17 protein-coding genes are annotated in these 26,041 nt (G+C 71.7%); 10 read left to right on the top strand and 7 right to left on the bottom strand.

Translation table 11 applies throughout. The features are described from left to right. Nucleotides 1-468 precede the first annotated feature (468 nt). The 3 genes from BT98_RS0116565 (at nucleotide 469) to BT98_RS0116555 (ending at nucleotide 5,760) form a co-directional block, all read left to right on the top strand. A complete protein-coding gene (locus BT98_RS0116565) occupies nucleotides 469-1,710 on the top strand; it encodes an aminopeptidase (protein WP_019460341.1) in 1,242 nt (413 codons plus the stop codon). Between the two features lie 211 nt (nucleotides 1,711-1,921). Next, the gene (locus tag BT98_RS0116560; protein ID WP_019460340.1) at nucleotides 1,922-3,574 is read left to right on the top strand and encodes a peptide chain release factor 3; all 1,653 of its coding nucleotides are present in this window, start codon (nucleotides 1,922-1,924) and stop codon (nucleotides 3,572-3,574) included. A gap of 350 nt (nucleotides 3,575-3,924) precedes the next feature. Next, the gene (locus BT98_RS0116555; RefSeq protein ID WP_027297300.1) at nucleotides 3,925-5,760 is read left to right on the top strand and encodes a carbohydrate-binding domain-containing protein; all 1,836 of its coding nucleotides are present in this window, start codon (nucleotides 3,925-3,927) and stop codon (nucleotides 5,758-5,760) included. On the opposite strand, the gene BT98_RS24785 is transcribed toward BT98_RS0116555, so the two are convergent. The 3 genes from BT98_RS24785 to BT98_RS0116540 form a co-directional block, all read right to left on the bottom strand. Continuing rightward, on the bottom strand, nucleotides 5,739-6,680 hold the full coding sequence (locus BT98_RS24785) for a YihY/virulence factor BrkB family protein (RefSeq protein WP_155985205.1): 942 nt from the start codon (nucleotides 6,678-6,680) through the stop codon (nucleotides 5,739-5,741). The genes BT98_RS0116555 and BT98_RS24785 overlap by 22 nt on opposite strands. Before the next feature lie 226 nt (nucleotides 6,681-6,906). Then, a complete protein-coding gene (locus BT98_RS0116545) occupies nucleotides 6,907-7,146 on the bottom strand; it encodes a DUF2171 domain-containing protein (protein WP_019460337.1) in 240 nt (79 codons plus the stop codon). Between the two features lie 34 nt (nucleotides 7,147-7,180). After that, nucleotides 7,181-8,455: a multidrug effflux MFS transporter gene (locus BT98_RS0116540; RefSeq protein ID WP_115359219.1), complete on the bottom strand. Its 1,275-nt coding sequence runs from the start codon at nucleotides 8,453-8,455 to the stop codon at nucleotides 7,181-7,183. Nucleotides 8,456-9,137: 682 nt separating this feature from the next. Here BT98_RS0116540 and BT98_RS24780 point away from each other — a divergent pair. The 4 genes from BT98_RS24780 to BT98_RS0116520 all read left to right on the top strand — a co-directional run bounded on the left by BT98_RS24780 (nucleotide 9,138) and on the right by BT98_RS0116520 (nucleotide 15,759). Next, on the top strand, nucleotides 9,138-12,515 hold the full coding sequence (locus tag BT98_RS24780) for an Rne/Rng family ribonuclease (protein ID WP_019460335.1): 3,378 nt from the start codon (nucleotides 9,138-9,140) through the stop codon (nucleotides 12,513-12,515). Continuing rightward, the gene (locus BT98_RS28465) at nucleotides 12,512-13,561 is read left to right on the top strand and encodes a bifunctional GNAT family N-acetyltransferase/(deoxy)nucleoside triphosphate pyrophosphohydrolase (RefSeq protein WP_019460334.1); all 1,050 of its coding nucleotides are present in this window, start codon (nucleotides 12,512-12,514) and stop codon (nucleotides 13,559-13,561) included. The genes BT98_RS24780 and BT98_RS28465 overlap by 4 nt, the downstream gene beginning before the upstream one ends. A 176-nt stretch (nucleotides 13,562-13,737) precedes the next feature. After that, nucleotides 13,738-14,499, top strand: coding sequence for a competence/damage-inducible protein A (locus BT98_RS0116525; RefSeq protein ID WP_019460333.1), 762 nt, complete (start codon nucleotides 13,738-13,740; stop codon nucleotides 14,497-14,499). Nucleotides 14,500-14,781: 282 nt separating this feature from the next. After that, entirely contained in the window at nucleotides 14,782-15,759 is a 978-nt protein-coding gene (locus BT98_RS0116520) for a tetratricopeptide repeat protein (RefSeq protein ID WP_019460332.1), read from the top strand. Between the two features lie 362 nt (nucleotides 15,760-16,121). Here BT98_RS0116520 and BT98_RS0116510 read toward each other — a convergent pair whose 3' ends face one another. Continuing rightward, entirely contained in the window at nucleotides 16,122-17,096 is a 975-nt protein-coding gene (locus BT98_RS0116510; RefSeq protein ID WP_019460331.1) for a M14 family metallopeptidase, read from the bottom strand. 19 nt (nucleotides 17,097-17,115) lie between these two features. Continuing rightward, nucleotides 17,116-17,880, bottom strand: a complete 765-nt coding sequence (locus BT98_RS0116505; RefSeq protein ID WP_019460330.1) for a DsbA family protein — start codon at nucleotides 17,878-17,880, stop codon at nucleotides 17,116-17,118. A 421-nt stretch (nucleotides 17,881-18,301) separates the two neighbouring features. On the opposite strand from BT98_RS0116505, the gene BT98_RS24770 reads away from it, so the two are divergent. Together BT98_RS24770 and BT98_RS0116495 are read left to right on the top strand one after the other, a co-directional pair. Next, complete coding sequence (locus BT98_RS24770; RefSeq protein ID WP_162175656.1) at nucleotides 18,302-19,903, top strand: gamma-glutamyltransferase; 1,602 nt, start codon at nucleotides 18,302-18,304, stop codon at nucleotides 19,901-19,903. Nucleotides 19,904-19,907: 4 nt separating this feature from the next. Then, entirely contained in the window at nucleotides 19,908-21,113 is a 1,206-nt protein-coding gene (locus BT98_RS0116495) for a pyridoxal phosphate-dependent aminotransferase (protein WP_019460328.1), read from the top strand. 4 nt (nucleotides 21,114-21,117) lie between these two features. Here BT98_RS0116495 and BT98_RS24765 read toward each other — a convergent pair whose 3' ends face one another. Next, nucleotides 21,118-21,945, bottom strand: coding sequence for an MBL fold metallo-hydrolase (locus BT98_RS24765; protein ID WP_037251252.1), 828 nt, complete (start codon nucleotides 21,943-21,945; stop codon nucleotides 21,118-21,120). Nucleotides 21,946-22,013: 68 nt separating this feature from the next. Beyond that, nucleotides 22,014-22,460: a DMT family transporter gene (locus BT98_RS0116485; RefSeq protein ID WP_026033056.1), complete on the bottom strand. Its 447-nt coding sequence runs from the start codon at nucleotides 22,458-22,460 to the stop codon at nucleotides 22,014-22,016. A 253-nt stretch (nucleotides 22,461-22,713) separates the two neighbouring features. Between BT98_RS0116485 and BT98_RS0116480 the strand changes: the two genes are divergently transcribed. Further along, nucleotides 22,714-26,025 (top strand): maltotransferase domain-containing protein, encoded by a 3,312-nt coding sequence (locus BT98_RS0116480; RefSeq protein WP_019460325.1) that lies wholly within the window; start codon nucleotides 22,714-22,716, stop codon nucleotides 26,023-26,025. The last annotated feature ends 16 nt before the right edge of the window (nucleotides 26,026-26,041 follow it).

Below are 26,041 nucleotides of genomic sequence, written 5' to 3'. Positions count from 1 at the left end.
AACGCGCCCCCTGGACCAGGGCGGACACACGGGATCAACTTCGGTTGCCCCGGCCCGTGGCAGGACGTTACAATCCCGCGGGCTTCACCTTGCTTGGATATGGAAGCGTAGGGCAGCGGTGCCAATAGCTTCAACTCCATTCCTCATCGATTGTGGGAAGAGAGTTGCACTGTGGTTTTCCCATCCTGCTGCATTGCCGCGACAGCATGACATGCCGGTGCCGGATTCGCTTCTTTTTTTGGATACCCCAGCGAAAACCCGGTGACATTCGGACCGTCCTCCCCACCCCGACGGCCACCCATGCAAATCGCTTGCCGCCGCGCCGCGCCGGCCGGCGGAAGGGTCCCGGGCGCGTCCGGACAGATCCCCACGCCCTCCTCCGCGCCCTCGCGCATCCCCAGGGGGCTCTTGATGGGCGGCGCGATCGGGCCTCTTGATCGGGGCCGCATTCTGATCCGGAGGCTCCCGATGACCCAGACGTCCCTTCCGCTCGAACAGCGCATCGACCGGCTCGCCGAGGTCGCCGTCCGCGTGGGCCTCGGCCTGCGGGAAGGGCAGGAGCTGGTGATGACCGCGCCGCTCGACGCCCTGCCCCTGGTGCGGCGGATCACCGAACATGCCTACAAGGCAGGCGCCTCGCTCGTCACCACGCTGCTGAGCGACGAGGAAATGACCCTCGCCCGCTTCCGCCACGCCCCCGACAGCGCCTTCGACACCGCGCCCGGCTGGCTCTTCGAAGGCATGGGCCGGGCCTTCGCCGGCAATGCCGCCCGCCTTGCCATCACCGGTGAGGACCCGAACCTGCTTTCCGCCCAGGACCCGGAAAAGGTCTCCCGCGCCAACCGCGCCCGCTCGAAGGCCTATCTGCCGGCGCTGGAGCGGATCGTGAACTTCGACATCAACTGGACCATCGCCTCCTACGCCACCCCCTCCTGGGCCCGGGCCATGTTCCCGGAGGAGGCGCCCGAGGCCGGGGTGGCGAGGCTCTGGGACGCGATCTTCGCCGCCTCCCGCGTCGATGCCGCCGACCCGGTCGCCGCCTGGGCCGCCCACAACGCCAGCCTCCACGCCCGCACCCGCCTGCTGAACGGCAAGCGCTACAGCGCGCTCCGCTTCCGCGGCCCTAGCACCGACCTGACCGTCGGCCTGGCGGACGGCCATGCCTGGCTGGGCGGGGCTGAGGTCGCCAAGAACGGCATCACCTGCAACCCGAACATCCCCTCCGAGGAGGTCTTCACCACCCCCCACGCGGCGCGGGTGGAAGGACATGTCCGCTCCACCAAGCCGCTCTCCTATGGCGGCACGCTGATCCGCGACATCGCCGTGCGCTTCGAGGGCGGCCGGATCGTGGAGGCCCAGGCCAGCACCGGGCTGGAGGTGCTGCGGAAGGTGCTCGACACGGACGAAGGCGCCCGCCGCCTGGGCGAGGTCGCGCTGGTGCCGCACTCATCCCCCATCTCCGCCAGCGGGCTGCTTTTCTTCAACACCCTCTTCGACGAGAACGCCGCCTGCCACATCGCCCTCGGCCAGGCCTACAAGACCTGCTTCGAGAACAGCGCCGGCCTGACCGACGAGACCTTCCAGGCCCAGGGCGGCAACAAGAGCCTGATCCATATCGACTGGATGATCGGCTCCGGCGAGGTGGACGTGGACGGCATCACCGCCTCCGGCGAGGCCGAGCCGGTGATGCGCCAGGGCGAATGGGCCTGACCGGGCGGGCCTCCTGACCGGGAAGGGCTGAGGCGGGACCGGCCCCGCCCGCCCCCGGGGGTCACCTCCTGGGGGCCACGGCGCCGGGCCGGGGCATCGCCGGCCTACCGTCAGCGCCGCGCTGGCACGCGGCCCCGGCTCTCCCCATCTTGCCCTCGGGCGGTCTAGAAACCCCGCCGAACCGCATAACGCACTGACAGGAAAGCTGCCGATGGACCAGCCCGTCCTTTCCCGGCCGTCTGGTCCGGAAACCCATGCCGCCACCGGGGCCGCCGAAACCGCCGTGGCGCGCGAGGCCGCGCGGCGCCGCGCCTTCGCCATCATCGCCCACCCCGACGCCGGCAAGACCACCCTGACGGAGAAGCTGCTGCTGCGCGGCGGCGCCATCCAGCTCGCCGGCCAGGTCCGCGCCAAGGGCGACCGCCGCCGCACCCGCTCGGACTGGATGAAGATCGAGCAGGACCGCGGCATCTCGGTGGCCACCTCGGTCATGACCTTCGAGCGCGACGGGGTGGTGTTCAACCTGCTCGACACGCCGGGCCACGAGGACTTCTCCGAGGACACCTACCGCACCCTCACCGCCGTGGACGCCGCGGTGATGGTGATCGACGCCGCCAAGGGCATCGAGGCCCAGACCCGCAAGCTCTTCGAGGTCTGCCGCCTGCGCGACATCCCGATCATCACCTTCATCAACAAGATGGACCGGGAGTCGAAGGACATCTTCGAGCTGCTGGACGAGATCGAGAAGACGCTGGCCCTCGACGTCGCCCCGGTCGCCTGGCCGGTGGGCGCCGGCCGCTCCTTTGTCGGCACCTACGACCTGCTCGACCCCGCCCTGCACCTGATGGCGGAGGGCTCCGGCCCGGTGAGGCTTTCCGGCCTCGGCGACCCGAAGCTGGACACGCTGGTCAAGCCCGACCTGGCCCGGGAGCTCCGCGACGGCGCCGAACTGGCCGGCGCCTATCCGGATTTCGACCCGGCGCGCTTCCTGGAGGGTACGATGACGCCGGTCTATTTCGGCTCTGCCCTGCGCGACTTCGGTATCGGCCACCTGCTGGAGGGCCTGGCCCGCTTCGCCCCCCCGCCCCGCGACCGCGCCGCCGACAGCCGCACCGTCACGGCCTCCGAGCCCGAGCTGACCGGCTTCGTCTTCAAGATCCAGGCGAACATGGACCCCAACCACCGGGACCGCGTCGCCTTCCTGCGCATCTGCTCCGGCCGGCTGCAGAAGGGCATGCGCCTGCGCCAGACCCGCACGGGCAAGCAGGTCCCCGTCAACGCCCCTCTCTTCTTCTTCGCCCAGGACCGCCAGGTGGCCGAGGAGGCCTGGCCCGGCGACGTGGTCGGCATCGCCAACCACGGCATCCTTCGAATCGGCGACACGCTGACCGAGAAGGAGGCGCTGAACTTCTCCGGCGTGCCGAGCTTCGCCCCCGAGATCCTGCGCCGGGTGATGATCGAGGATGCCATGGTGGGCAAGAAGCTCCGCACCGCGCTGGAACAGCTGGCCGAGGAAGGCGTGGTGCAGCTCTTCCGCCCGCTGGACGGAACGCCGCCGGTGGTGGGCGTGGTCGGCGCCCTCCAGCTCGACGTGCTGGCCGAGCGCCTGAAGGCCGAGTACGGCGTCCCCAGCCGCTACGAGAACACGCCCTGGAGCCTGATGCGCTGGGTCGCCTCGGAGGACGCGGCGGCGCTGGAACGCTTCCGCCGCGCCATCCCCCATGACGTGGCCGAGGACCACGACGGCGCGCTGGTGGCCTTCTTCAGCAGCGACTGGCGCCGCAACAGGGCGGCGGAGGACTTCCCGGAACTGCGCTTCCTGGAGGTCCGCGAGCAGCACAGCCTCATGACGAAGGCAGGGTGAATCGCCTGATGCGCGAGTAAATACTAATTTACTCGCGCTTCACGTTTGTTAATTATTAGGAATTATATCCCATATACGGCTTTTCGCGACCGCAGAATGTTGCGATCAGTAGCAGAGTTGTGATGAAGTTCTTGTTCACATTCCCCGGCTGTGCCACCCGATCAGCATCATTGTCGAGGAGTTGATCTGTGAGCACTCGTCCCATCGGTTCAACGGAAAGCTTTCTCGATTCGATCGGTGTCAATACCCATATCAATGACACCAGTGGTGGGTACGGGAATATCAGCAAGGTTATTTCCAATCTCGACTATATCGGCGTCACGCATGTCCGTGATGGTCTTACCGGTTCTTTGTCCACCGAGCTTTTCGAGGTCCTTGCCAACAACGATATTACCTTCTCTCTGCTGACCAGTGGCAACAACGGTGCCAGCCTCAGCAGCCAGATCTCGGCCATCGCGAAGCTGGAAAGCCTTTACAACGCGATCGACTACGTCGAAGGTCCTAATGAGACGGACTACTTCCCTATCAGCTATAACGGCCTGACCGGCTTCGCCGCGACCCGGGCCTTCCAGTCGGCCCTCTACTCGGCGGTGCACGGCAACAGCGCCCTGAGCGGCACGCCGGTCATCCAGACCAGCCTGGGCGACGGCAATTCCTACAGCCAGCTCGGCAACCTCTCCTCCTCCGCCGACTACTCCAACATCCACAGCTACTATTTCGGCTGGGGCTTCACCCGGAGCGTGGCTGACCAGGTGCCGGAACGGATCGCCGAGGCGCAGACCATTTCCCCCGGCAAGGACACCGTCGCCACCGAGGGCGGCTGGTCCACCGCCACCTATTCCAGCGACGGCTACGGCGTGAACGAGCGGACCCAGGCGGTCCTGACCCTCAACATGCTGCTGGACCAGTACAAGGACGGGGTCGACCGCACCTACATCTACGAGCTGGTGAACTCCGGCACCTATTCCTCCACCAACCTGCAGACCGGCTTCGGCCTGTTCAACGCCGACGGCACGCCCAAGCAGGCCGCCACGGCCCTGCACAACCTGAACAGCATCCTGTCCGACCCAGCGGCGGGCACGAAGGGCGTCTCGCTGACCAATCTCGGCTACACCCTCCAGGGCATGCCGACCGAGGGCCAGGACATGCTGCTGCAGAAGAGCTCGGGCAACTATGACCTGGTGCTGTGGAACGAGCCGACCATCTGGAACACGACCACCCACAGCGCCTATTCCATCGCCAGCCAGACGGTCACCATCAACTTCGACAACGCCCAGTCCGGCACGATCTACGACCCGCTCCTGGGCAGCACGGCGATCGCCAGCTTCTCCAACACCAAGAGCGTCCAGGTCGCGCTGTCCGACCACCCGCTGGTGGTCGAGGTCGGCACCGCCGCGACCGCCACGGTGGCCACGGACACCGCCACCACCGGGACGAACAAGATCGTCCTGCACGTCTCCGAGGACACCTACCAGGGCGATGCGCAGTTCGTCGTCCGCGTGGACGACAAGGTGGTGAGCGACGTGCTGACCGCCACGGCCTCGCACGCCGCCGGGAAGACGCAGGACATCACCGTCAGCGGCGATTTCGGCAGCGGCACGCACAAGGTCTCGGTCACCTACCTGAACGACCTCAACGGCGGCTCCGCCGGCGACCGGAACCTCTACGTGGAGGGGATCACGGTGGACGGCACGCTGTATTCCAGCGCCAAGGCCAACATGACCTATAACTACACGGCTGACTTCAACCTCAACTTCAAAGCCTCCAGCAGCGCCTCGTCGGGCAGCAGCACCTCCAGCTCGACGGCCGGCACCACCACCAGCAACGTCAGCACACCCAACGCCAGCAGCACCGACAGCATCACGCTGCGGGTGTCGGAGGATGCCTACAAGGGCGATGCCCAGATGGTGGTGAAGGTGGATGGAAAGCAGCTGGGCGACTCAGCCTATACCGTGACCGCCTCGCATGCCGACGGGAAGACCCAGGACATCACCCTCCACGGCGACTTCACCACCGGCACCCACAAGGTCGAGGTGGCCTTCATCAACGACTTCTACGAAGGCAGCGCCAGCGCCGACCGCAACCTGTACCTCCAGGGCATCGACGTGAACGGCACCTTCCACGCCGAGGCGGCCGCCAGCCTCACCTGGAATCACTCGGTCAGCTACGACCTCGCCTTCGCCTGAGGCGGGATGGGGCGGGCCGGGATCATCCCGGCCCCCTCCGCGGGATGGGCGGTGAGCGAAGCATCGTCGCCCTTCTCCTTCCGCCGGATCCGGCCGCCGCCGTAATGGCGGGCATAGCACTTCACGCATTCCGCGCCGAACAGGAAGATCAGCGTGGAATAATAGATCCAGAGCAGCATCACGAAGAGCGTCCCCGCCGCACCATAGGTGGAGGCGATGCTCGCCTGGCTCAGATACAGGCTGATCCCGAAGCGGCCGAACAACAGCAGCACGGCGGTCACCACCGCCCCGACCATCACCTCGCGCCAACTCAGCCAGCGGTTCGGCAGGACCCGGTAAAGCACCCCGATGGCCAGGCTCAGCAGCAGAAAGGACACGCCGGTGTTCAGCAGCTGCAGCACGACCTGCGTCCAGGGCAGCAGGTTCAGATAGACCTGCAGCGCCGCCATCACGGTATTGGCCAGAAGCAACACGATCAGCAGGAAGCCCACGCTGATCACCAGCCCGACGCCGAGCAGACGCGTGCGGATCAGTGCCCAGACCGTGGAACGGGGCGGCGGCACGTCCAGGATGGCGTTCAGGGAAGCCTCGACGGCGCTGAACAGCCCGCTGGCGGTGACCAGGATGCCGACGAGGCTGATCAGCGTGGCGGTCAGGCCGGAACCGAAATGGCTGGCGCTGCGCAGCAGGGACAGCACGAACTCCGTCGCCTGTGGCCCCACGATCTCGTTCAGCTGAGTCTCGACAGCCTTCTGCGCCGCCTCGGCACCGAAGACATAGCCCGCGATCGCCACCGCGATCACCAGGATCGGCGCCACCGAGAAGATCGCGTAGTAGGCGATGGCGGCGCCCCGCGTCATCGCGTCATCCTCGAAGAAGAGGAGGACGCTCTCCTTCACCACTCGCCATACACGCCGCAATCCGCCGGTTCCTTGAACTGTCAGGAGCCGCCACTCTTGGCGGCAAAGCCCATGGCATGAAAGTCACATCAGCGTCGGGGCCTGTGGCAATTCCGCCATGGTCAACGGCAGGGCGCAACGCGGGAACCAGCTGGCCCCAGCCGGCCAGCCACGTCGTGTCGCCGGTCCTGGGGCCGCATCCGGCAGCGGCCCCGGCGCCGGTTCCCAGGGCAACGGGGCAGGCTGCTCAGGCGTCCTCGGCTTCCCAGAAATCCTCCGCCAGCTCCGCCTTGAAGGAGGCGCGGGCCTTGCCGCCGTCCACGTCCTCGATCAGGCCGAGCGGCAGGTAGTGGTGCTTGCCGGCCGCGCCACGATCGGACTTGGTCAGCTTGATGCGATCGCCGATGACGTGATCGACCGTGCCGATATGGCCGCCATCCGCACCGATGATCTCCATGTGCTCCTTGATCGCGCTCGCATCCGCCATGGCCTGTGCTCCTCTTGCTGACAAAGGCACCGGCTTAACGCGCATCCGCGTCCCGGGATGCGGTGGCCCGTCGCGACCGGCCGGCGATCCAGAACCCCATCTGGCCGATGGCGCAGCCTCCCACCAGCACCAGCCCCGCGCCCACCGCCGGATCGCCGCCGATGGCAACCAGCGCGGAGCACAGGGCGCCCCAGCCCATCTGCGCGCAGCCATAGAGCCCGGCCGCCGAGCCGATCACGGCCGGGTTCACGCTGATCGCCCGGGTCAACGCCATGGGGCTCGCCATGCCGCTGCCGAAGGTGAAGAGCACCAGCGGCGGCATGATCAGCGCGACACTCATATGCCCCGACAGCACCACGCCCAGGAAAAGGCAGGCGCCGAGCAGCCCCGCCAGGCTGGCGCCGATCATCACCCGGTCGATCCCAGAGCGCCGCACCAGCCGGCTGGCGACCAGGCTGCCGGCGGAAAGGCCCAGCACCATGACGGCGAGATAGAGCCCCACCTCCTGCACCGGCCGGTGCAGTTCGTTGACGAAGATGAAGGGCGAGGCCGAGATGAAGCCGTACATGCTGGTGGTGGTGCAGGCCCCGCCCAGGGTGAAGCCCAGGAAGGCTGGCGAGCGCAGCAGCCGCAGGTAGTCCCGCATCACATGGCCCGCGCGGATGCCGGTCCGCATCTGCCCCGTCTCCGGCAGGCGCCGCCAGCACAGCAGCAGCAGCCCCAGCCCGACGGCGGCCAGCAGCCCGAAGATCGCCCGCCAGTCGAACAGCGCCACCAGCGCCCCGCCCAGGGCGGGCGCCAGGCCCGGCCCGGCCGAGACCATCAGGTTCAGCAGCGCCAGCCGTGACGCGGCGGCCTGCGGCTCCGCCGTGTCCCGCACCATGGCCCGCCCCAGGGCGAGCCCGGCGCAGCCGCCCAGCGCCTGGAAGAAGCGCGCCACCGACAGGCTGCCGATTCCCGGGGCGAAGAGCGCCACGAAGCCCGCGAAGGTATAGAGCATCAGCCCCGAGATCAGCACCGGCCGCCGCCCGAACCGGTCGGCGAGGGGGCCGTAGAAGAGCTGCCCGCAGGCCAGGCCGATCAGGTAGAAGGTGATCGCCCCCTGCATGGCCCCGGCGCCGACCCCGAGGCTGCGGGCCGCGCTCGGCAGGGCCGGCACGAAGATATGCATGGCCAGCGTGCCGGAAAACGTCACCAGGGCCAGCAGCCAGAGCGGGGGATGCGGTCTCGGGATCGCCTCGCCCGGCTCCAGCGGCACGGCGGAGGGCGACGCGGGGCGGTTCTCCGTCCCCTTCGTCAAGGATGCCATGCCCCGGAGCATGTCCCCGCCACCCGCCCCTGTCACCCCGGCCGGGCCGCCCTTTCCCGTGCCCGCGGCCGCGTCCTGCCGCATCCGGCGCCACCCCCTGCCCGGCCCCGGCGCGTCGGATGCGGCCGGACGGCGCCAATGTCCCGGAAAAAGCAGCCTTGTGGAGGACTCCGCCCCTGCCTATGGTGGCTTGCCCCGGCGGCAAGTCGCCGGTGGGGGGACGATGCGCCTCGGCTGGCCTGGATGATGGACCGGCCCTGACGCGACGACCCGTGCGCCCGGACTGGCGCCGGTGGCTGGCCGATCGCGCCCGCCATGACAGGCGGCCGTTCCTCCGGGAAGGTGCGGGTCCCGGTTCCCCGGCCGGTGCGTCCCGCGGCGCGCATGGGCGCTCTTTGCCAGGCAACCCTGGAACCTGCCAGCCCTCCGCGCGCCTGCCGCCGGCCCGCTTGCGCCGCGATTCCGCGATGCGCGCGGGGCCTGCGCGCGGTGCGCCCAACCATCGGGCCGGCCCTTTCCCGGGCCGCGCCCTGCGAGAGTGAGGACGGGACCGGCATGGCCGCGACGACGCGCCTATCGCGAATCGCCACGACGCCCTGCGCCGGCTTCCGCTCCGCATCCCACAACCGAGCCGACGCCGCCGCCCCGAGAGGCAGGCGGCTGTCGCGGAGCACACGCTTCCATGACCAAGCGCATGCTGATCGACGCCTCCCACCCGGAAGAGACCCGGCTGGTGGTGATGGATGGCAACCGGATCGAGGACTTCGACGTCGAGGCGGCTGACCGCCTCCCCCTCAAGGGCAACATCTACCTGGCGAAGGTGGTCCGCGTGGAGCCGAGCCTCCAGGCGGCCTTCGTCGAGTATGGCGGCAACCGCCACGGCTTCCTGGCCTTCAGCGAAATCCACCCCGACTACTACCAGATCCCCGTCGCCGACCGGCAGCGCCTGCTGGAGATGCAGGCGCAGGAGGCCGAGGAGGAGGAAGAGGACGAGGCGGAGCTCGACACCGCCGCCGAGCGCCCCGCCCCCGAGGACGACCGTGACCTGCGCCGCCGCGAGGCGCGTGAGCCCCGTGGCTCCCGCTCCGGCCGCTCGCGTTCCGTCAGCCACGCCGCCCCGGAAGAGCCGCCGGTGGACACCGCCCCGCCCGCCGGGGACGCCCCCGCCGCGCCGGAGGCCATGGCATCCGGGACCGCCGCCCCGGCGCCGGGCGGCGAGGCCGCGAACCCCGGCCCGCACCAGGTCTTCGGCGAAGCCATCCCCGAGCTTCCCCCTGGCCCTTCCCTTCAGGCACCGCGCGAGGCGGGCGAGGAAACCGCGCCCCTCCCCATCGCCCGCAGCGAGGCGGCCCCGACGGACGCCGCCCCGGAATCCGCGACCCATGAGCCGGCACAGGCCCCGGACGCGGCCTCCGGGACCGGCACGCCCGGCGAGGCCCAGGAAGGCAACGTCCAGGAAGGCAGCGTCCAGGAAGGCAACGGCGGCACCCCCCGCCCCGGTCGCGCCCAGCCCATGTCCATGCATGTGGACCAGGTCTCCGAGGGCGATCCGGTGCGCGAGGCCGGCGATGCCCTGGTCCTCGACGACACGCCCGAAGTCCCGCCCGAGACCCTGGGCGGCGATGCCGAGGGCGGTGGCGAGGAGGACCGCAGCCGCGAGCGCCGCATCCCGCCCCGCTTCCTGCGGCACTACAAGATCCAGGAGGTGATCCGCCGCCGGCAGATCATGCTGGTGCAGGTCGTGAAGGAGGAGCGCGGCAACAAGGGCGCGGCGCTCACCACCTACATCTCGCTGGCCGGCCGCTTCTCGGTCCTGATGCCGAACTCGCCGCGCGGCGGCGGCGTCTCGCGCAAGATCACCCAGGTCGCCGACCGCAAGCGCCTGCGCGAGGCGGTGGAGGAGATGAGCCTGCCCAAGGGCATGAGCATCATCGTCCGCACCGCCGGCGCCCAGCGGCCGAAGCCCGAGATCCGGCGCGACGGCGAGTACCTGCTCCGCCTCTGGGACGACATCCGCGAGCGGACCATGGGCTCCACCGCCCCGGCCCTGATCTACGAGGAAGCGGACCTCATCAAGCGGTCGCTGCGCGACAGCTACGGCCGCGACATCGACGACGTGGAGGTCGAGGGCGAGGCCGCCTGGAAGCAGGCCCGCGACTTCATGCGCATGATCATGCCGCAGCACGAGCGGCGCGTGCGCCTGTACCGCGACCCGGTGGTGCCGCTCTTCGTCAAGGCGGGGGTGGAACAGCAGCTCGACGCGATGATGTCGCCGGTCGTGCAGCTCCGCTCCGGCGGCTACATCGTCATCAACCAGACCGAGGCGCTGGTCGCCATCGACGTGAACTCCGGCCGCAACACCCGCGACCGGCACATCGAGGACACGGCCCTTCGCACCAACATGGAGGCGTCGGAGGAGATCGCGCGGCAGCTCCGCCTGCGCGACCTCGCCGGCCTCATCGTCATCGACTTCATCGACATGGAGTCGAGCAAGCACGACGCCCAGGTCGAGCGCCGCCTGAAGGAATCGCTGCGCACCGACCGCGCCCGCATCCAGGTCGGCCGCATCAGCCATTTCGGCCTGCTGGAGATGAGCCGCCAGCGGCTGCGCCCCAGCCTGACCGAGCACGCCTTCATGACCTGCCCGCACTGCCAGGGCCGGGGCATCGTGCGCTCGCTGGAAAGCAGCGCGCTGCACGTCCTGCGCGCGATCGAGGAGGAAGGCGCCAAGCGCCGCGCCTCGGAGATCATGGTCCAGGCCGCCGAGCCGGTGGCCATGCACATCCTGAACAACAAGCGCGAATGGCTCGCCAACATCGAGGCGCGCTTCAACATGCACGTCCTGCTGTCGGGCGAGCATGAGATGTCCGAGGCGCAGTTCCGCATCGAGCGCCTGAAGGCCCAGACCATGCCGGCACCGCAGGTGGCGAGCCGTGCCCCCGCCCTGCGCATGGACTACCTGCCCGAGGCGGTGGCCGAGGAGCCGGAGGAGGCCGAGGACGAGCCGGAGGCCGAGGCCGCCCCGGCCGGCGACGACAAGGCCGAGCACCGTCCCGAGGGCAATGCGGACGAGAAGGGCGAGAACGGCCGCCGCCGCCGCCGCCGCCGCCGTGGCGGCCGCCGCGAGGGTGGCGAGCGCCCGGAAGCGGAGGCTGCGGGCGAAGGCGACGCCGACCAGGAGCAGCCGGTCCCGTCGGACGAGGCCGGCCCGCCCGATCAGCCCTCCGACCAGTCCCCCCATGAGGCCCCGGCCCTCCCCGCCGAGGCGGAAACCGCTCCGGACGAGGAGAAGCCCGGCGGGAAGTCCCCGGAGGCCCTGGCGGACGAGCGCGGCGAGGAAAGCCGTGGCCGCCGCCGTGGCCGCCGCGGCGGTCGCCGCCGCCAGGAGGAAGGCAGCGAGCAGACGGAGGAATCCTCCGAGGCCGTCCCGCCGCGCCGTGGCGAGCGTGCCGCCAGCCGCTACACCGGGCCGACCCCGGCCGATCCCTTCGGCGGCGCCTATGATCCGGTGATGGATGCCCTGGCCGCCGCCGAGGCCGCCGCCGAGGCCGCCGCCCGCCGCCTGACCGCCGGCGAGCTGCCGCCGCTGGCCGTGTCGATCACCGCCGGGCCGCCGCCGGAGATCCCGGCCGTGCTGAGCGGCGAGGATGCCGCGACGGCGCCCCTGCCCGTGGCGGGCGAGGCCGAAGCCCCAGCCCAGCCCCCCGAAGCCGCCCCCGCCGAGGCATCCGCGCCGGCCGGCGAGCCGGCCGGGGAGGCCACCGAGGAAGCCGTGGTCGTCGCCACCCTGTCGGAAGCGGTCGTGGAAGCCCCCGTCGCGGAAGCCCCCGTCGCGGAAGCGATGCCCCCGGCCAACGAGGCCCCGGCGGCTCCGGATGCCGCGGCACAGGCTGTCGAACCCGCCGGAACGGCGGCGGACGCCACCAGCGCCCCCATTGGCACCCCCATTGGCACCCCCACTGGCGCCGCCGAGCCCGTCGTGGGCGAGCCGGCGAAGCCCGTGGTCCTGGACGGGACCTCGCCGTCCCAGGCGCGCCGCGCGGGATGGTGGCGGCGTTGAGCGAGTCCGCGGCCGCGGCGGCGGAGGAGGATGCTTCCCTCTTCCCGCCGCTGCGGACGGAAAGGCTGCTGCTGCGGCCTCTGCGCCCGACGGATGCGGCCGACCTGCACCGCCTGGTGAACGACTGGGAGGTGGCGCGCATGCTGGCGCGCGTCCCCTTCCCCTACCCGCGCGAATTGGCGGATGACTGGATCGGCTCCACCCGGTCGCAGATCGCGGCCGGGAAGGCCTGGCACCTCGCCATCGTGGAGGAGGCGTCCCAGGGGCGCGAGCAGCTCGTCGGCTGCGTCGCCCTGACCCGCCCCGATACCGCCGCCCCGCGCAGCGCCGCCCTCGGCTACTGGGTCGGCCGGCGCTACTGGGGGCGCGGCATCGCCAGCGAGGCGGCGGGCCGCCTCGCCCGCTGGGCCCTGGCCAACCTGGACCTCGACACGCTGCAGGCCAGCGCCCTGGTGGAGAACGAGCGATCCGCCGCCGTGCTGCGGCGGATCGGCTTCGTCGAGGCGGGCACCGGGGAGCAGGAATTCTCCGCCCGCAACGCCCGCCTGCCCGTCCGCCTCTTCCGCGCCGGCCGGGCGGAGCTCTCGACCCCGGCCGATCCCGCCCCCGCCCCGGTCCTGGCGGAACAGCCCGTCCCGGCCGGTGGCTCGCGCCTGCTGCTGGTCTCCGCCTGCGCCCTGATCGACGCCGACGGCCGGGTGCTGCTGGCCCGGCGGCCGGAGGGCAAGGCCCTGGCCGGCCTCTGGGAATTCCCCGGCGGCAAGGTGGACCCCGGCGAAACGCCGGAAGCAGCCCTGATCCGCGAACTTCGGGAGGAGCTGGGCATCGACGTCGCGGAAACCTGCCTCGCCCCCTTCGCCTTCGCCAGCCACGCCTATGACGGCTTCCACCTGCTGATGCCGCTCTACCTCTGCCGCCGCTGGGAAGGCACGCCGGAATCCCGCGAAGGCCAGGCCCTCGCCTGGGTGCGGCCGCAGAAACTCGCCGACTATCCCATGCCCCCGGCCGACAAGCCCCTGGTCGCCCTCCTCCGCGACTTCCTCTGATCCGGCCGCCGCGCCGTCCCCGAGGGACAAGGCTCCGCCTTTCCCCCGGGCGCAGCCGCGAAGCGAAACGCCTATCCCTCCGGGCGGAACAAGACGCCTCCCCCGCATGACACACTTTCCCTCGCCACGGATGGTGGCACTCTGGCGCCCCCGAACCGCCGCCGGAGTGCCCTGCCTTGTCCGCCAACCCCACCGCCTGCCTCCTGATCATCGGCAACGAGGTGCTTTCGGGCCGCACCCGGGACGCCAACCTGCAGTTCCTCGCCACCCGGCTGGGAGAGATCGGCATCCCGCTGCGCGAGGTACGGGTGATCCCCGACGTGCCGGAGGTCATCGTCGAGACGGTGAACGCGGTCCGCCCGCGCTTCGACCATGTCTTCACCACCGGCGGCATCGGGCCGACCCATGACGACATCACCGCCGAATGCATCGCCCGCGCCTTCGGCGTGCCGTGGGAAAAGCACCCGGAGGCCATGGCCCTGCTCACCGCCCATTACGAGAAGCAGGGCACCGAGTTCAACGCAGCCCGGCAGCGCATGGCGACCATCCCGCGCGGCTCCGCGCTGATCCCCAACCCCGTCTCCGTGGCGCCGGGCTTCACCATCGGCAACGTGCACGTCATGGCTGGCGTGCCCCGGATCATGCAGGCGATGTTCGAGGCCCTGGCCCCCGGCCTGATCGGCGGCCGTCCGGTCCTCTCGCGCAGTGTGCATGCCGACGGGATCTACGAAGGGCAGATCGCGGAAGGCCTGGGGGCGATCCAGGCGCGCCATCCCGCGCTGGATATCGGCTCCTATCCCTATTACCGCCCCGACCGGAGCGGCGTGGCCCTGGTCGCCAAGGGTCTGGAGGAGGCCGAGGTCGTGGCGGCCGCGGCGGAGATGGTGGCGCTGATCCGGCAGGTCGGAAAGGAGCCGCTCGAAGGGGAACCCGGCTGAGGCACCCGCCGACCGTGCCTTGATTCCGGGCGAAGGTTAACAACCCAAAAGAGTAATCCTTGTGTTTAGGCGACTTTGCGTTGCATATGCTCTCTCATTACCACCACATGAGCCCGCGCGCGTGTGGAACCCACGAGGAATGGCCCCTGCCTGAGAACGGAGCCCCACCGGCCTGCCCGGAACCGGGATACCGGCCGGACCGGGCCCTTCCCGCGGGATGCGTGCCCGGGCCGGGGCCTGCCTTCCGAGGCGGGCCGGGGTTCCAGAAGGGGATAAGCCGCGATGCAAGAAGCCGTCCTGCACCACACCGCCGGAACCGCGGACACCTCCGCCGCGGAGCCCGCGCATGACCCGCAGGCCCTGCGTGCCCTGAGCCAGCAGGCCCTGGCGGCGGGCCGGCTGGAGGAGGCCCGGCAATGGGCCGAACAGGCCCGCGCCGCGGCGCCCGAGCACGACCTGCACACGGCCCTGCACCTCGCCGCCGTGATGCATCGGCAACAGGATCTGGCGGGCGCCGAGGCGGTCTTCCGCGCCCTCCTGCCGCACCATCCGAAGCACCCGGCCCCCGCCCAGCGCCTCAGCGGCCTGCTGCTGCAACAGGGCCGGGTCGAGGAAGCCTACCGCCTCGCCCGCCAGGCCCGCGACCTGGCGCCGCAGGACCTGGGCGCCGCCCTGAACCTCGCCCGCGCCGCCACCCAGGCGGATGACCCGGGCGAGGCCGAGCAGGTGCTGGAGGAGATCCTCGTCCGTGACCCGGGCAACCGGGCGGCCCTGCACCAGCTCACGGACCTGGCGCTGCGCCAGTCCCGCCGCTCGGAGGCCCGGCAATGGGCGGAACGCGCCGTCGCGGCCGCGCCGGAGGATATCGGCACGATCCTGAAGCTCGCCCAGGTCCTGCAGGCGCAGAACGACCTGGACGGCGCGAAGCAGCGCGTCGAGGCCGCGCTGGCCCTGGTGCCGCAGGACCTGAACGTTCTGCGCCGGCTCTGCGACATCGCGATCCGCCAGAACGACCTGCCCGCCGCCCGCGGCTACATGGAACGCGTCCTGCAACAGGCGGAACAGGACACCAACGCCCATCTGCGGCTGGTGGAAATCCTCCTGCGCAGCCGGGACTTCGCCGCCGCCCAGAAGGCGGTGACGCGGATGCAGGCGGTCTTCGCACCCGAAACCCTCGCCCCCGCGCCGGCCCCCACCCTGCCGCAGCCGGCCCGGCCCCAGAACCCGAACCAGAACCAGAAGAAGAAGCGCCGCCGCTAAGGCACCCGGCCCTTCGCGGGTCGCGGTTCCGCTTCGGGCCACCCTGGGGGGAGAGGCGCCGCCTCTCCCGCCGGCCCCCCTCTCCGCCAGGGGCCGAAGCCGGTCCCCGGGCTTGAGTTGGCGCCTGCGGTGGACATTTTTCCGCAGCCTGATCCCTGGGAGCAGGTGGGAAGGCGGGGCTACCGAGAAGAAGTAGACACCGTCTCCGCGCTGACGGCACAGGCAGTCCGCCGGAGAGCCATGCTCTCCGGCGCGATCCGGCATCGGCAAGCACCAGCGAAGGGGAGGTCCAGGACCCTCAGGGTCCTGGCGGAGTGGGGGTTTGGGGGCGAGGCGGAGCCTTGCCCCCAAGGCGCGCCCCTTTATCGTTCAGCGCAGCACCGTGCCGCGAGCCGGACGGCGGTATGCCCCCGCAGCACCCGGGGGCTGGGCATCACCAGCAGGCAGTCGTCATGGGGGGTGCGGATCTCCTCCTCCCCGTCGAGGGCGATCAGCGTGTTCCGGCGCGGGATGACCGTGCCGCCGCGGAAGCTCTCGGTGAAGGCGAAGCCATGCCGCCGCGCCGTCACCGTGCGGGTCACGCGCCAGAGCGAGGCGTCCGGAGCCGGTCCGGACAGCACCGTGCCGGGCATGGCCGGCTCCAGCAGGCCGAGGCGCCGCAGCAGGGCGCGCCCGCAGCGGTCCAGCAGTTCCGGCGTCCCCGGCTCCCAGTGCGCGCCGCCTTCCACCAGCAGCCCGCAGGCGCTGGAGGCGGGGTCGCGGAAGCGCGGATAGTCGATCAGCCGCAGCCCGTCCGCATGCCCGTCATCGGCCACCACCACCGGCGGCGTGCCAAGCGACAGCGCCAGCGCCTGCGCCCGGACGGAACGCCCGACCAGCAGCAGCGGATCGGAGGGCCAGAGCATCGAGTGCAGGTCGAGCAGCACGTCGGCGCTCGCCACCAGCGGCCGCAGCTCCCGCGCCCGGGCAAGTTCCAGCGAGGTGCGGGGCCCGTCCAGCACATGCGGCGCCCAGACCCGGTTGAGATCCTCCTCCACGAAGCGCGACATGGTGGGATCCTCCGGATCGAACCGGGCAAAGGCGTCGAGATTCGCGAAGACCAGGCTCAGCCGCCCGATGCGGGGCCGCAGCCCCTGCCGCAGCCATTCCGCCAGCACGATGGCCCCGGCGATCTCGTTGCCATGGACCAGGGCGGTGACCACCACATGCGGCCCTGGCCGCGCCGCGCCAAAGGACCAGGCGCCCGGCAGCAGGTTGCCCGCCAGGAACGGGGCGAGGTCCGGCACCGGCAGCCGCACCGGAAAACGCGCAAGCAGGCCTCTCAGCCCGATCTGCATTCCCCCCTCGCCCCCTCCCTCAGCCGCGCCCGCGCGCCTGCGTCACGAGGCGCCGCAGCGTCGCCAAGTCCACCGCCCCCGGCACCAGCGTGTCGCCGATCACCAGCGCCGGCGTGCCCTCGATCGACAGGGCCTGGGCCAGCCGCAGGTTCTGCTGCAGCCGCGCCTCGATGGCCGGGTCGTCCATGTCGCGCCGCATCCGCGCCCAGTCGAGGCCGAGCTTCTGCGCCTCCGCCTGCAGCACCGCCTCGGTCGGCTCCGCACGAAGCTGCATCAGCCGGTCGTAGAGCGGCACGAACTTCTCCTGCCGCTGCGCCGCCAGCAGGGCGCGGGAGGCCAGCACGCTGTTCGGACCCAGAATCGGGATCGCCTTCATCACCACGCGCAGCTTGCCGTCCTGCGACAGCAGCTCCTGCATGGTCGGTGCCAGCGCCTTGCAATAGCCGCAACGGGGATCGAAGAACTCCACCACCGTCAGGTCCCCGGCCGGGTTGCCCTTCACCGGATCGGCCGGATCGCGCAGCAGGGCCGCCGCCTGGGCCTGGATGGCATCGCGGCGGCCACGCTCCTGCTCCGCCTGTTGCGACTGCTGCATGGCCGCCACGGCATCGCGCAGGATGGTCGGGTCGGTGCGCAACGCCTCGCGCAGGATGCGCACGATCTCCTCGCGCTGTGCCGGGGTGAAGGACGCCTCCTCCGCCCGCGCGGCCGCGAAGGGTGGCAGAGGCGCGGCCACAAGGCCGGAAAGGGCCAGGAACAGGCCGGCGGCGATCCGTGTCCGCATGAATCATGTCCTTCCGAGACGCGCGTCGCGCGGTTCCGATCCGGGCAGGTGCCATCCCCGGGGCCCACCCGGCAAGCCGGGCCCGCCACCCCACGGCCCGATCCATCATCCGGCCCGATAGCCGAACCCGTGACCCTTGGCCGCACATCGTCCGGGGAATCGGCGGCCACGGCAAGCGCGCCCGCGCGCGACATGTCGATTCAGCAACGGGATCTGCCCGGTTGCCGCTGGATGGGAAGGCGTTTAAGGCGCCATTCGTGTTCCAGGGGCGCGGCGGCCCTCCGCGGGCATGGGAAGCCGCGGCGGTGGCATCCGGAAAGCCCTGGAGGAGGCCCCCGGCTTCCCCCTATGGGGTGGCCGGTGGCCTCCGCCATTGCCACAGCCCACCCGTCGAGCCGGCGGGCCGAACCGGTCAGGGAGATTGGACAGCAGCATGGTCACGGCGGTGCAGAACGAGGCCGGTACGGGCCGGACGGATGACGCCCAGCCCCGTTGGGCCCAGCCCCGCCGGCAGGCCGGGCGGCCGGAGGGCGGGCGCCGGATGCGCGGCCTTGGCCAAGACTCCATGGACCGGGGCTCCAAGGGTGGCACCCGGGGTGCCTCCCCCGCCCGGGCGCTGTGCCTGGGCCTCGCCGCCAGCCTGGCCCTGTCCGGCTGCTCAACCGTCGACCGGGTCAGCCAGAGCCTGGGCCTGACCGGCGGGGCGCAGCCCGGCGACCCGGGCTACGTCAGCGGCTTCCTCGGCGGCGCGGCGGCGGACGACCCGCGCGCGGTGCTGGTGGCGCGCGACGTCCTTTCGCGCGGCGGCTCGGCCGCCGATGCCGCCACGGCGGCGGCGCTGGTGATGGCCGTCACCCTGCCCTCCCGCGCCGGCCTCGGCGGCGGCGGCGCCTGCCTGTCCTTCGACCCGCGCCGGGGCACCACCGACGCCATCACCTTCCCTGCCGAGGCCCCCAGCCACGCCAGCCCCGGCGCCGACCGCCCGGCGGCGGTGCCGCTGATGGCCCGCGGCCTCTACGCGCTGCAGGCCCGGGCCGGACGGCGGCCCTTCGAGGAACTGGTGGCCCCCGCCGAGACCCTGGCCCGCTTCGGCGCCCAGGTCTCCCGCCCGCTGGCCACGGATTTCGCCACGGTGGGCGCGCCGCTGCTGGCCGATCCGCGCGCCGGGGCGGTGTTCCGCGGCGTCACCGCCGAGGGCTCGCAGCTCGTCCAGCCGGAACTCGCCAACACCCTTTCCCGCCTCCGCACCGCCGGCGTGGGCGACCTCTATCTCGGCGCCATGGCGCGCCAGCTCGCCGACGGCTCCATGCCGGCCGGCGGCGGCCTCCGCGTGGAGGACCTGCGCGACGCCATCCCGCGCCTGCAACAGCCCCTCACCGTGCGGGCCGGCAGCGACCTCGCCGCCTTCGCCCCCCTCGCCAGCACCGGCGGCGTGGCGGCGGCCGTCACCTTCCAGGCCCTGCGCAACGGCGAAGCGCCCGCCACGGCCCAGGCGCGCGGCCTCGCCGCGGCCAGCGCGGCCCGGGGCGGCGCCGATCCCGCCGCGCTACTGGCCAATCCGCCTGCCCCGGCCGGAAATGCCGCGCCCCTGCCCGCCTCCTCCTCGCTGGTGGTGGTGGACCGCGACGGCGGCGCTGTCAGCTGCAACTTCAGCATGAACAACCTCTTCGGCACCGGCCGCATGGTGCCGGGCATGGGCTTCCTGCTCGCCGCCGCGCCACGGCCGGGCGGCATCACGCCGCCGCTGCTTTCCCCGGTGCTGGTCAGCAACGCCAACATCAAGGCCTTCCGCTATGCCGGCGCCGGTTCGGGCCAGGAAGACGCGCCCCTGGCCGCCGCCCTGCCGGCGGCGCAGGCGCTCGCCCGGCGCGGCAGCCTGGCCGAGGCCCTGGCCGCGGTACCGGAACCCGGGCGCGGCGCGGCGCTCGCCTGCCCCGACTACCTGCCCGGCAATGTCGCCACCTGCCAGGCGGCGGTGGACCCGCGCGGCGGCGGCCTCGCCCTCATGGGCCGGGGGAACTGACGGCATGACCCAGGGGCATCGGAAGCCGCGGCCGGGGCCCGGCCTCAAGGTGGGGCGCGGCGCCGACGCACCGCCCTTCCTGGTCATGGACGTGATCGCGGCGGCCAATGCCCGCGCCGCCGCCCTGCCCCCGGGCGCGCCGGGCGTGCTCCGCATGGAGGTCGGCCAGCCCGGCACCGGCGCCCCGCGCGGCGCCGCCGAGGCCGTGGCGAAGGCGCTGCTGGCCAGCGAGCCCATGGGCTACACGGAGGCCTTTGGCCTGCGCCCCCTGCGCGAGCGCATCGCGCTCCGCTACGCCCGCCACTATGGCCAGCCCGTGCCGGTGGACCGCATCGCCGTCACGGTGGGCGCCTCGGGCGCCTTCCCGCTGGCCTTCCTCGCCGCCTTCGACCCGGGCGACACGGTGGCCATGGCGGCGCCCTACTACCCGCCCTACGCCAATATCCTCACCGCGCTGGGGATGCGCCCCCTGACGCTGCCCTGCGACGCCTCGACCCGCTTCCAGCCCACCGTGGCGATGCTGGAGAAGCTGGACCCGCGCCCCGCCGGCCTGATCGTCGCCTCCCCCTGCAACCCCGCCGGCACCATGCTCGCACCCGCCGAGCTCGCCGCCATCGCCCGCTGGTGCCACGCGAACGGGGTGCGCCTCATCTCCGACGAGATCTACCACGGCCTCAGCTATGGCGTGGAGGAAGCCACGGCGGCGGCCTTCAGCCCCAGCGCCGTGGTGGTCAACAGCTTCAGCAAGTACTTCTCCATGACCGGCTGGCGCATCGGCTGGATGCTGCTGCCGGAGGACCTGCTCCGCCCGGTGGAATGCCTGGCGCAGAACATGTTCATCTCCGCCCCGCACATCGCCCAGCTCGCCGCCCAGGCCGCGATGGACTGCACGGAGGAGCTGGAGGCCAACCGCGCCGCCTATGCCCGCAGCCGCGACATCCTGCTGCGCGCCCTGCCGGGCATCGGCCTCGACCGCATCGCCCAGGCGGACGGCGCCTTCTACCTCTGGTGCGATGTCGGCCACCTGACCAACGACAGCGTGGCCTTCTGCGCCGCCATGCTGGCCGAGGCCGGCATCGCCGCCACCCCCGGCGTGGATTTCGACCCGGCCCGTGGCCACCGCTTCCTGCGCTTCTCCTATTGCGGGCCGGAAGCCGACATGGCGGCGGCACCGGAACGCCTGGCCCGCTGGCTCGGGCGCGGCGGCTGATCCCTCACGCCGCCCGCGACGCCATCTCCGGCAGGAACGGGTCCGCCACCGGGTCATGGGTGCAGATGACCTGGACCTCGTCCGAATGCCCGCGCAGCAGCGCCCGAAGCGCCGCCTGGGACGCCGCGGCGATGCGCCCGCTCCGCTGCATCATCGTCTCATAGGCCAGGGCGAAAGGCGGGCAGCGCGGCGCAGCCCGCAACTCGCGCAGGTTGAACACCGCATCGCCCGCATGCAGCAGCCAGCCCGCCCCGGTCCGGACCGCGACGCCGCAATGCCCCGCCGTGTGGCCGGGCAGCGGCACCAGCACGAAGCCGGGCGGCAGCCCCTCGCGAAACGCCGCGAAGCCGAACCAGTTCTGGCCGAGCCGGTCGTGCTCCCGCATGTCGCGCCGAAGCTGTCCGGGCCGGTAGCGCATCGCCCCCGTCAGCCCCCGCCGCGCACGCGCATCCCGCGCCTCCCGCCCCGACACATGCACCGTCGCCCAGGGAAAATCCGTGAGTCCGCCCGCATGGTCGTAGTCGAGATGCGTCATCACGATATGGCGCACATCCTTGGGGTCGAAACCCAGGGTCCGGACCTGGACGATCGCCGTATCCTCCGGCGCGACCCGGACCCGCGTGGCATGGCGCGCGACGCCTGGCAGGCGCGCCTCCGGGTCGAAGACATCCCCCATGCCGAAGCCGGTATCCACCAGCACCAGCCCATCCTCCGATTCGGCGAGAAGGCAGCGGCAGGTCAGGCGCGACGGCCCCATGCCGGGCGTCAGCCCATCCCATAGCCCGCCCCCGAAGGGACGCATGCAGCCGCAGTGGAGGGTGTGAATACGCATGACCGGATGAACGCCGGCGCATGCGCCTTGTTGCGGCGGAACCTCCGCCCCCCTCCCTCGCATCTCCCCTAGTAGCGCGCGATCAGCACGACCCCGCCGACCATCAGCGCGCAGCCCAGCACCCGCAGCAGGCTCAGGGAGCGCACCTCGAAGCCGACAAGGCCGAAATGGTCGAGCAGCACGGAGGTCACCACCGCCGCGGTCAGGGTGAGGGCGGTGTAGGGACCGGCACCCAGCTTCTGCGCCGAGGTCAGCGTCACCAGCACATAGACCGCCCCGAGCAGGCCGCCGATCCAGCCCCACCAGGGCACCTGCCCCGCCCGCCCGCCCAGGCCCCGCCACGACAGCCCGAGAAAGGGCGAGGCCAGCAGCGCCCCCGCGACGCCGCCCGCATAGACCGCCAGCGCGGCCAGGACCGGCTGGCCCAGCACCTTGTTGAGCGTCGCGTTGGTGCCGGACTGGACCGTGTTCAGCGCACCGGCCAGCAGGGCCAACCCCCACAGAATCCAAGGCATGGCTGCTCCTTCTCCTGCGCCGGATGGCGCGGCGGCCGCCGGACCGATCCCGGCGAAGGGCGGCGACATGCGAGGTCAACCGATCCGCTCACCTCGCGTTGCACTCCCGTCGGGGCATCCGGGGGCATCACGACCAGTTGCGAGTCCGCTCGCTTGGCCACTCCCTCGGGGGCTGCGATGACCGTCTCCTCCCGCCAGAACCGGCCGCCGGGCCCACAGCCCGGAGACCGGCCAACGGAACGCGCCCAGGACCATGAACATCCACGAGACCTCCCCCGAGACCTCGCATGACGTCGCCCTGGCCGGCCGCTCCATGCCGCCCCTCTACTACCTCCACCCCCTGATGCTTGGCCCCCTGCGCGGCTGGGGGCCGGAACTGGCCCGCATCGCCGGGCTGGGCTTCGGCGGCGTGGCCATCCCGCCGGTCTTCGCCACCGGCGCCTCCGGCAACCTGTTTCACGTTTCCGACCACGACCGCCCGCACCCGCTGCTGGAGGCCGGGGAGGACGGCACCGAGGCGCTGTCCCGCATCGCCGCCGCCTGCCGCGCGGAGGGGCTGGCCCTTTGCCTCGACCTCATTCCCGAACGGGTCGCCGAGGACAGCACCCTGCGCGCGCAGCATCCCGGCTGGTTCGCCGATCCGGCCGGGCGGCGCCCCGATCCGCGCACCGATCCCGCCCTGCGCGGCTCCGTCCGCGGCGACCTGCGGCAGGAAGGCCTCGCCACCTGGTGGGCGGAGCGCCTGCGCCTCTGGACCCAGGCCGGCGTGTCGGGCTTCCGCTGCGAGGAACCGGAGGAAATCCCGCCCGAGGCCTGGCGCCGCCTGATCGCCGCCGCCCCCGGCGCCCGCTTCATCGCCTGGACCACCGGCCTGCCCCGTGACGTCCTGCCGCGCCTCGCCGGGCTGGGCTTCGCCGCCACCGCCAGCTCCGCTGCCTGGTGGGACTACCGCTCCCCCTGGCTCTTCGAGGAGCGCGACGCCCTCGCCGTCATCGCCCCACCCCTGGCCTTCCCCGAGGCCCCCTTCGGCACCCGCGTGGCGGCGGACCGGCACGACCCCACCCTGCGCGAACGCATCGCCCGCCGCGCCCTGGCCTTCGCCGCCGGCTTCGGCGACGGGCTGCTAGTGCCCATGGGCTTCGAAGCCGGCGCCCGCACGCCACTCGACCCCGCCCATGTCCGGGCCGGGGACTGGGCCTGGCTGCGCGACAACGCGCCCTATGACCTTTCCGCCGCGCTCCGCGAGGCGACCGCCCTGGCCCGCCGCCTCGCGCCCATGGCCGGGGGCGAGACCCGCTCCGTCGCCGCACCGGGCGCCCCGGTGGCGGCGGTGCTGCGCCTCGACGGGCGCGACGCGCGGGCCGCCGGGGCGGCGGCGCTGATCCTCGCCAACCCGGACGTGCGGAACAGCCGCGACCTGATGCCGGAGACGGTGCTGCCGGAACTGGGCGGCATGCTGGGCGGCTTCGCCGTGCCCGGCGGTTCTTCCACCCAGGCGCTGGTGCCCGGCACGCCGCTGCGCCTGGAGCCCGGCGGGGTGGTCGCCGCCACGGCGAAGCGCGGCCGGCCGATCCTGCGCGACGCCTCCGAACTGCCGGCGGAGGAGGCAGTGGAAAGCCCCCGCATCGCCATCGAGGCGATCACCCCCGTCGTGGATGACGGCCGCTTCCCTGCCAAACGCATCGTCGGCGAGGTGGTGGCCGTGGAGGCCGACATCTTCACCGACGGCCACGGCAAGCTGAACGCCGCCCTGCTCTGGCGCGCCGCCGACGAGACGGAATGGCGCGAGGCGCCGATGACGCTGGTTAGCAACGACCGCTGGTCGGCCACCTTCCCGCTGGAACGCCTGGGCCGCCACGTCTTCGCCGTGGAAGGCTGGATCGACGTCTTCGCCGCCTTCCGCGACGAGCTGGGCAAGAAGCACACGGCAGGCGTGCCGGTGCATCTGGAGCTGGAGGAAGGCCGCCGGCTGGTCGCCGCCGCCGCCGACCGCGCCGGCTCCGACATCCCGGGCCTCGCCGCCCTCGCCGCCCGCCTGCTGGACGCGGCGGATGCGGAACGCCTCGCCCTGCTTCTCGCCCCCGACACGGCGGCGATGATGGCCAGCGCCGACGACCGTCCGCACCGCCTCCGCTCCGCGCCGATGCCCGTGGAGGTCGAGCGCACCGCCGCCCGCTTCGCGAGCTGGTACGAGATCTTCCCGCGCTCGCAGAGCGGCGATCCGAAGCGTCACGGCACCTTCGACGACGTGATCGGCCAGCTTCCGCGCATCCGCGCCATGGGCTTCGACGTGCTCTACTTCCCGCCGATCCACCCGATCGGCCGGAAGAACCGCAAGGGCCGCAACAACACCCTCACCCCCGGCCCAGACGATCCCGGCAGCCCCTATGCCATCGGCTCCGAGGATGGCGGCCACGAGGCGCTGCACCCCGAGCTCGGCTCGCTGGAGGATTTCGAGCGCCTGCGCCAGGCCGCGGCGGACCAAGGGCTGGAACTGGCGATGGACTTCGCCATCCAGTGCTCCCCCGACCATCCCTGGCTGCGCGAGCATCCGGAATGGTTCGACTGGCGCCCCGACGGCACCATCAAGTACGCCGAGAACCCGCCCAAGAAGTACGAGGACATCGTCAACGTCGATTTCTACGCCGAGGGCGCGATGCCCTCGCTCTGGATCGCGCTGCGGGACTCGGTGCTGTTCTGGGCGGAGCGCGGCATCCGCACCTTCCGCGTGGACAACCCGCACACCAAGCCTCTGCCCTTCTGGGAATGGATGATCGCGGAGGTGAAGGCCCGTTTCCCCGACACGATCTTCCTCTCCGAGGCCTTCACCCGCCCCAAGGTGATGTACCGGCTGGCCAAGGTCGGCTACTCGCAGAGCTACACCTACTTCACCTGGCGCAACACCAAGGCCGAGATGCAGGAATACCTGACGGAGCTGACGACGACGGCGCCGAAGGAGTTCTTCCGGCCGCATTTCTTCGTCAACACGCCGGACATCAACCCGAAGTTCCTCCAGACCAGCAGCCGCCCCGGCCACCTGATCCGCGCCGCGCTGGCCGCCACGCTCTCGGGGCTCTGGGGCGTCTACAACGGCTTCGAGCTCTGCGAGGCCACGCCCGTCGCCCCGGGCAAGGAGGAATACCTCGACAGCGAGAAGTACGAGATCCGCGCCTGGGACCACGACCGCCCCGGCAACATCGTCGCCGAGATCACCCGGCTGAACGCCATCCGCCGCGAGAACCCGGCGTTGCACAGCCACCTGGGCGTCACCTTCCACAACGCCTTCAACGACAGCATCCTCTATTTCGGCAAGGCGACGCCGGACCGCTCGAACTGCCTGCTGGTCGCGGTGAGCATGGACCCCTTCAACGCGCAGGAGGCCAGTTTCGAGGTGCCTCTCTGGGAATGGGGCCTGCCCGACCATGCCTCGATCGAGGCGGAGGACCTGATGCGCGGCAACCGCCTCACCTTCGCCGGCAAGATGCAGCACCTGCGCCTCGATCCCGCCGACCTGCCCTTCGCCATCTGGCGCCTGCGCCCCACCGGTACGCCCTTCGGGGCTTGAGAGCGAACGAACCGAG

This window comes from Roseomonas mucosa ATCC BAA-692 (assembly GCF_000622225.1).
Taxonomy (GTDB): Bacteria; Pseudomonadota; Alphaproteobacteria; order Acetobacterales; family Acetobacteraceae; genus Roseomonas; species Roseomonas mucosa.
The sequence above is the reverse complement of the archived record's forward strand: the minus strand, read 5'-3'. Positions and strand labels throughout refer to the sequence as shown.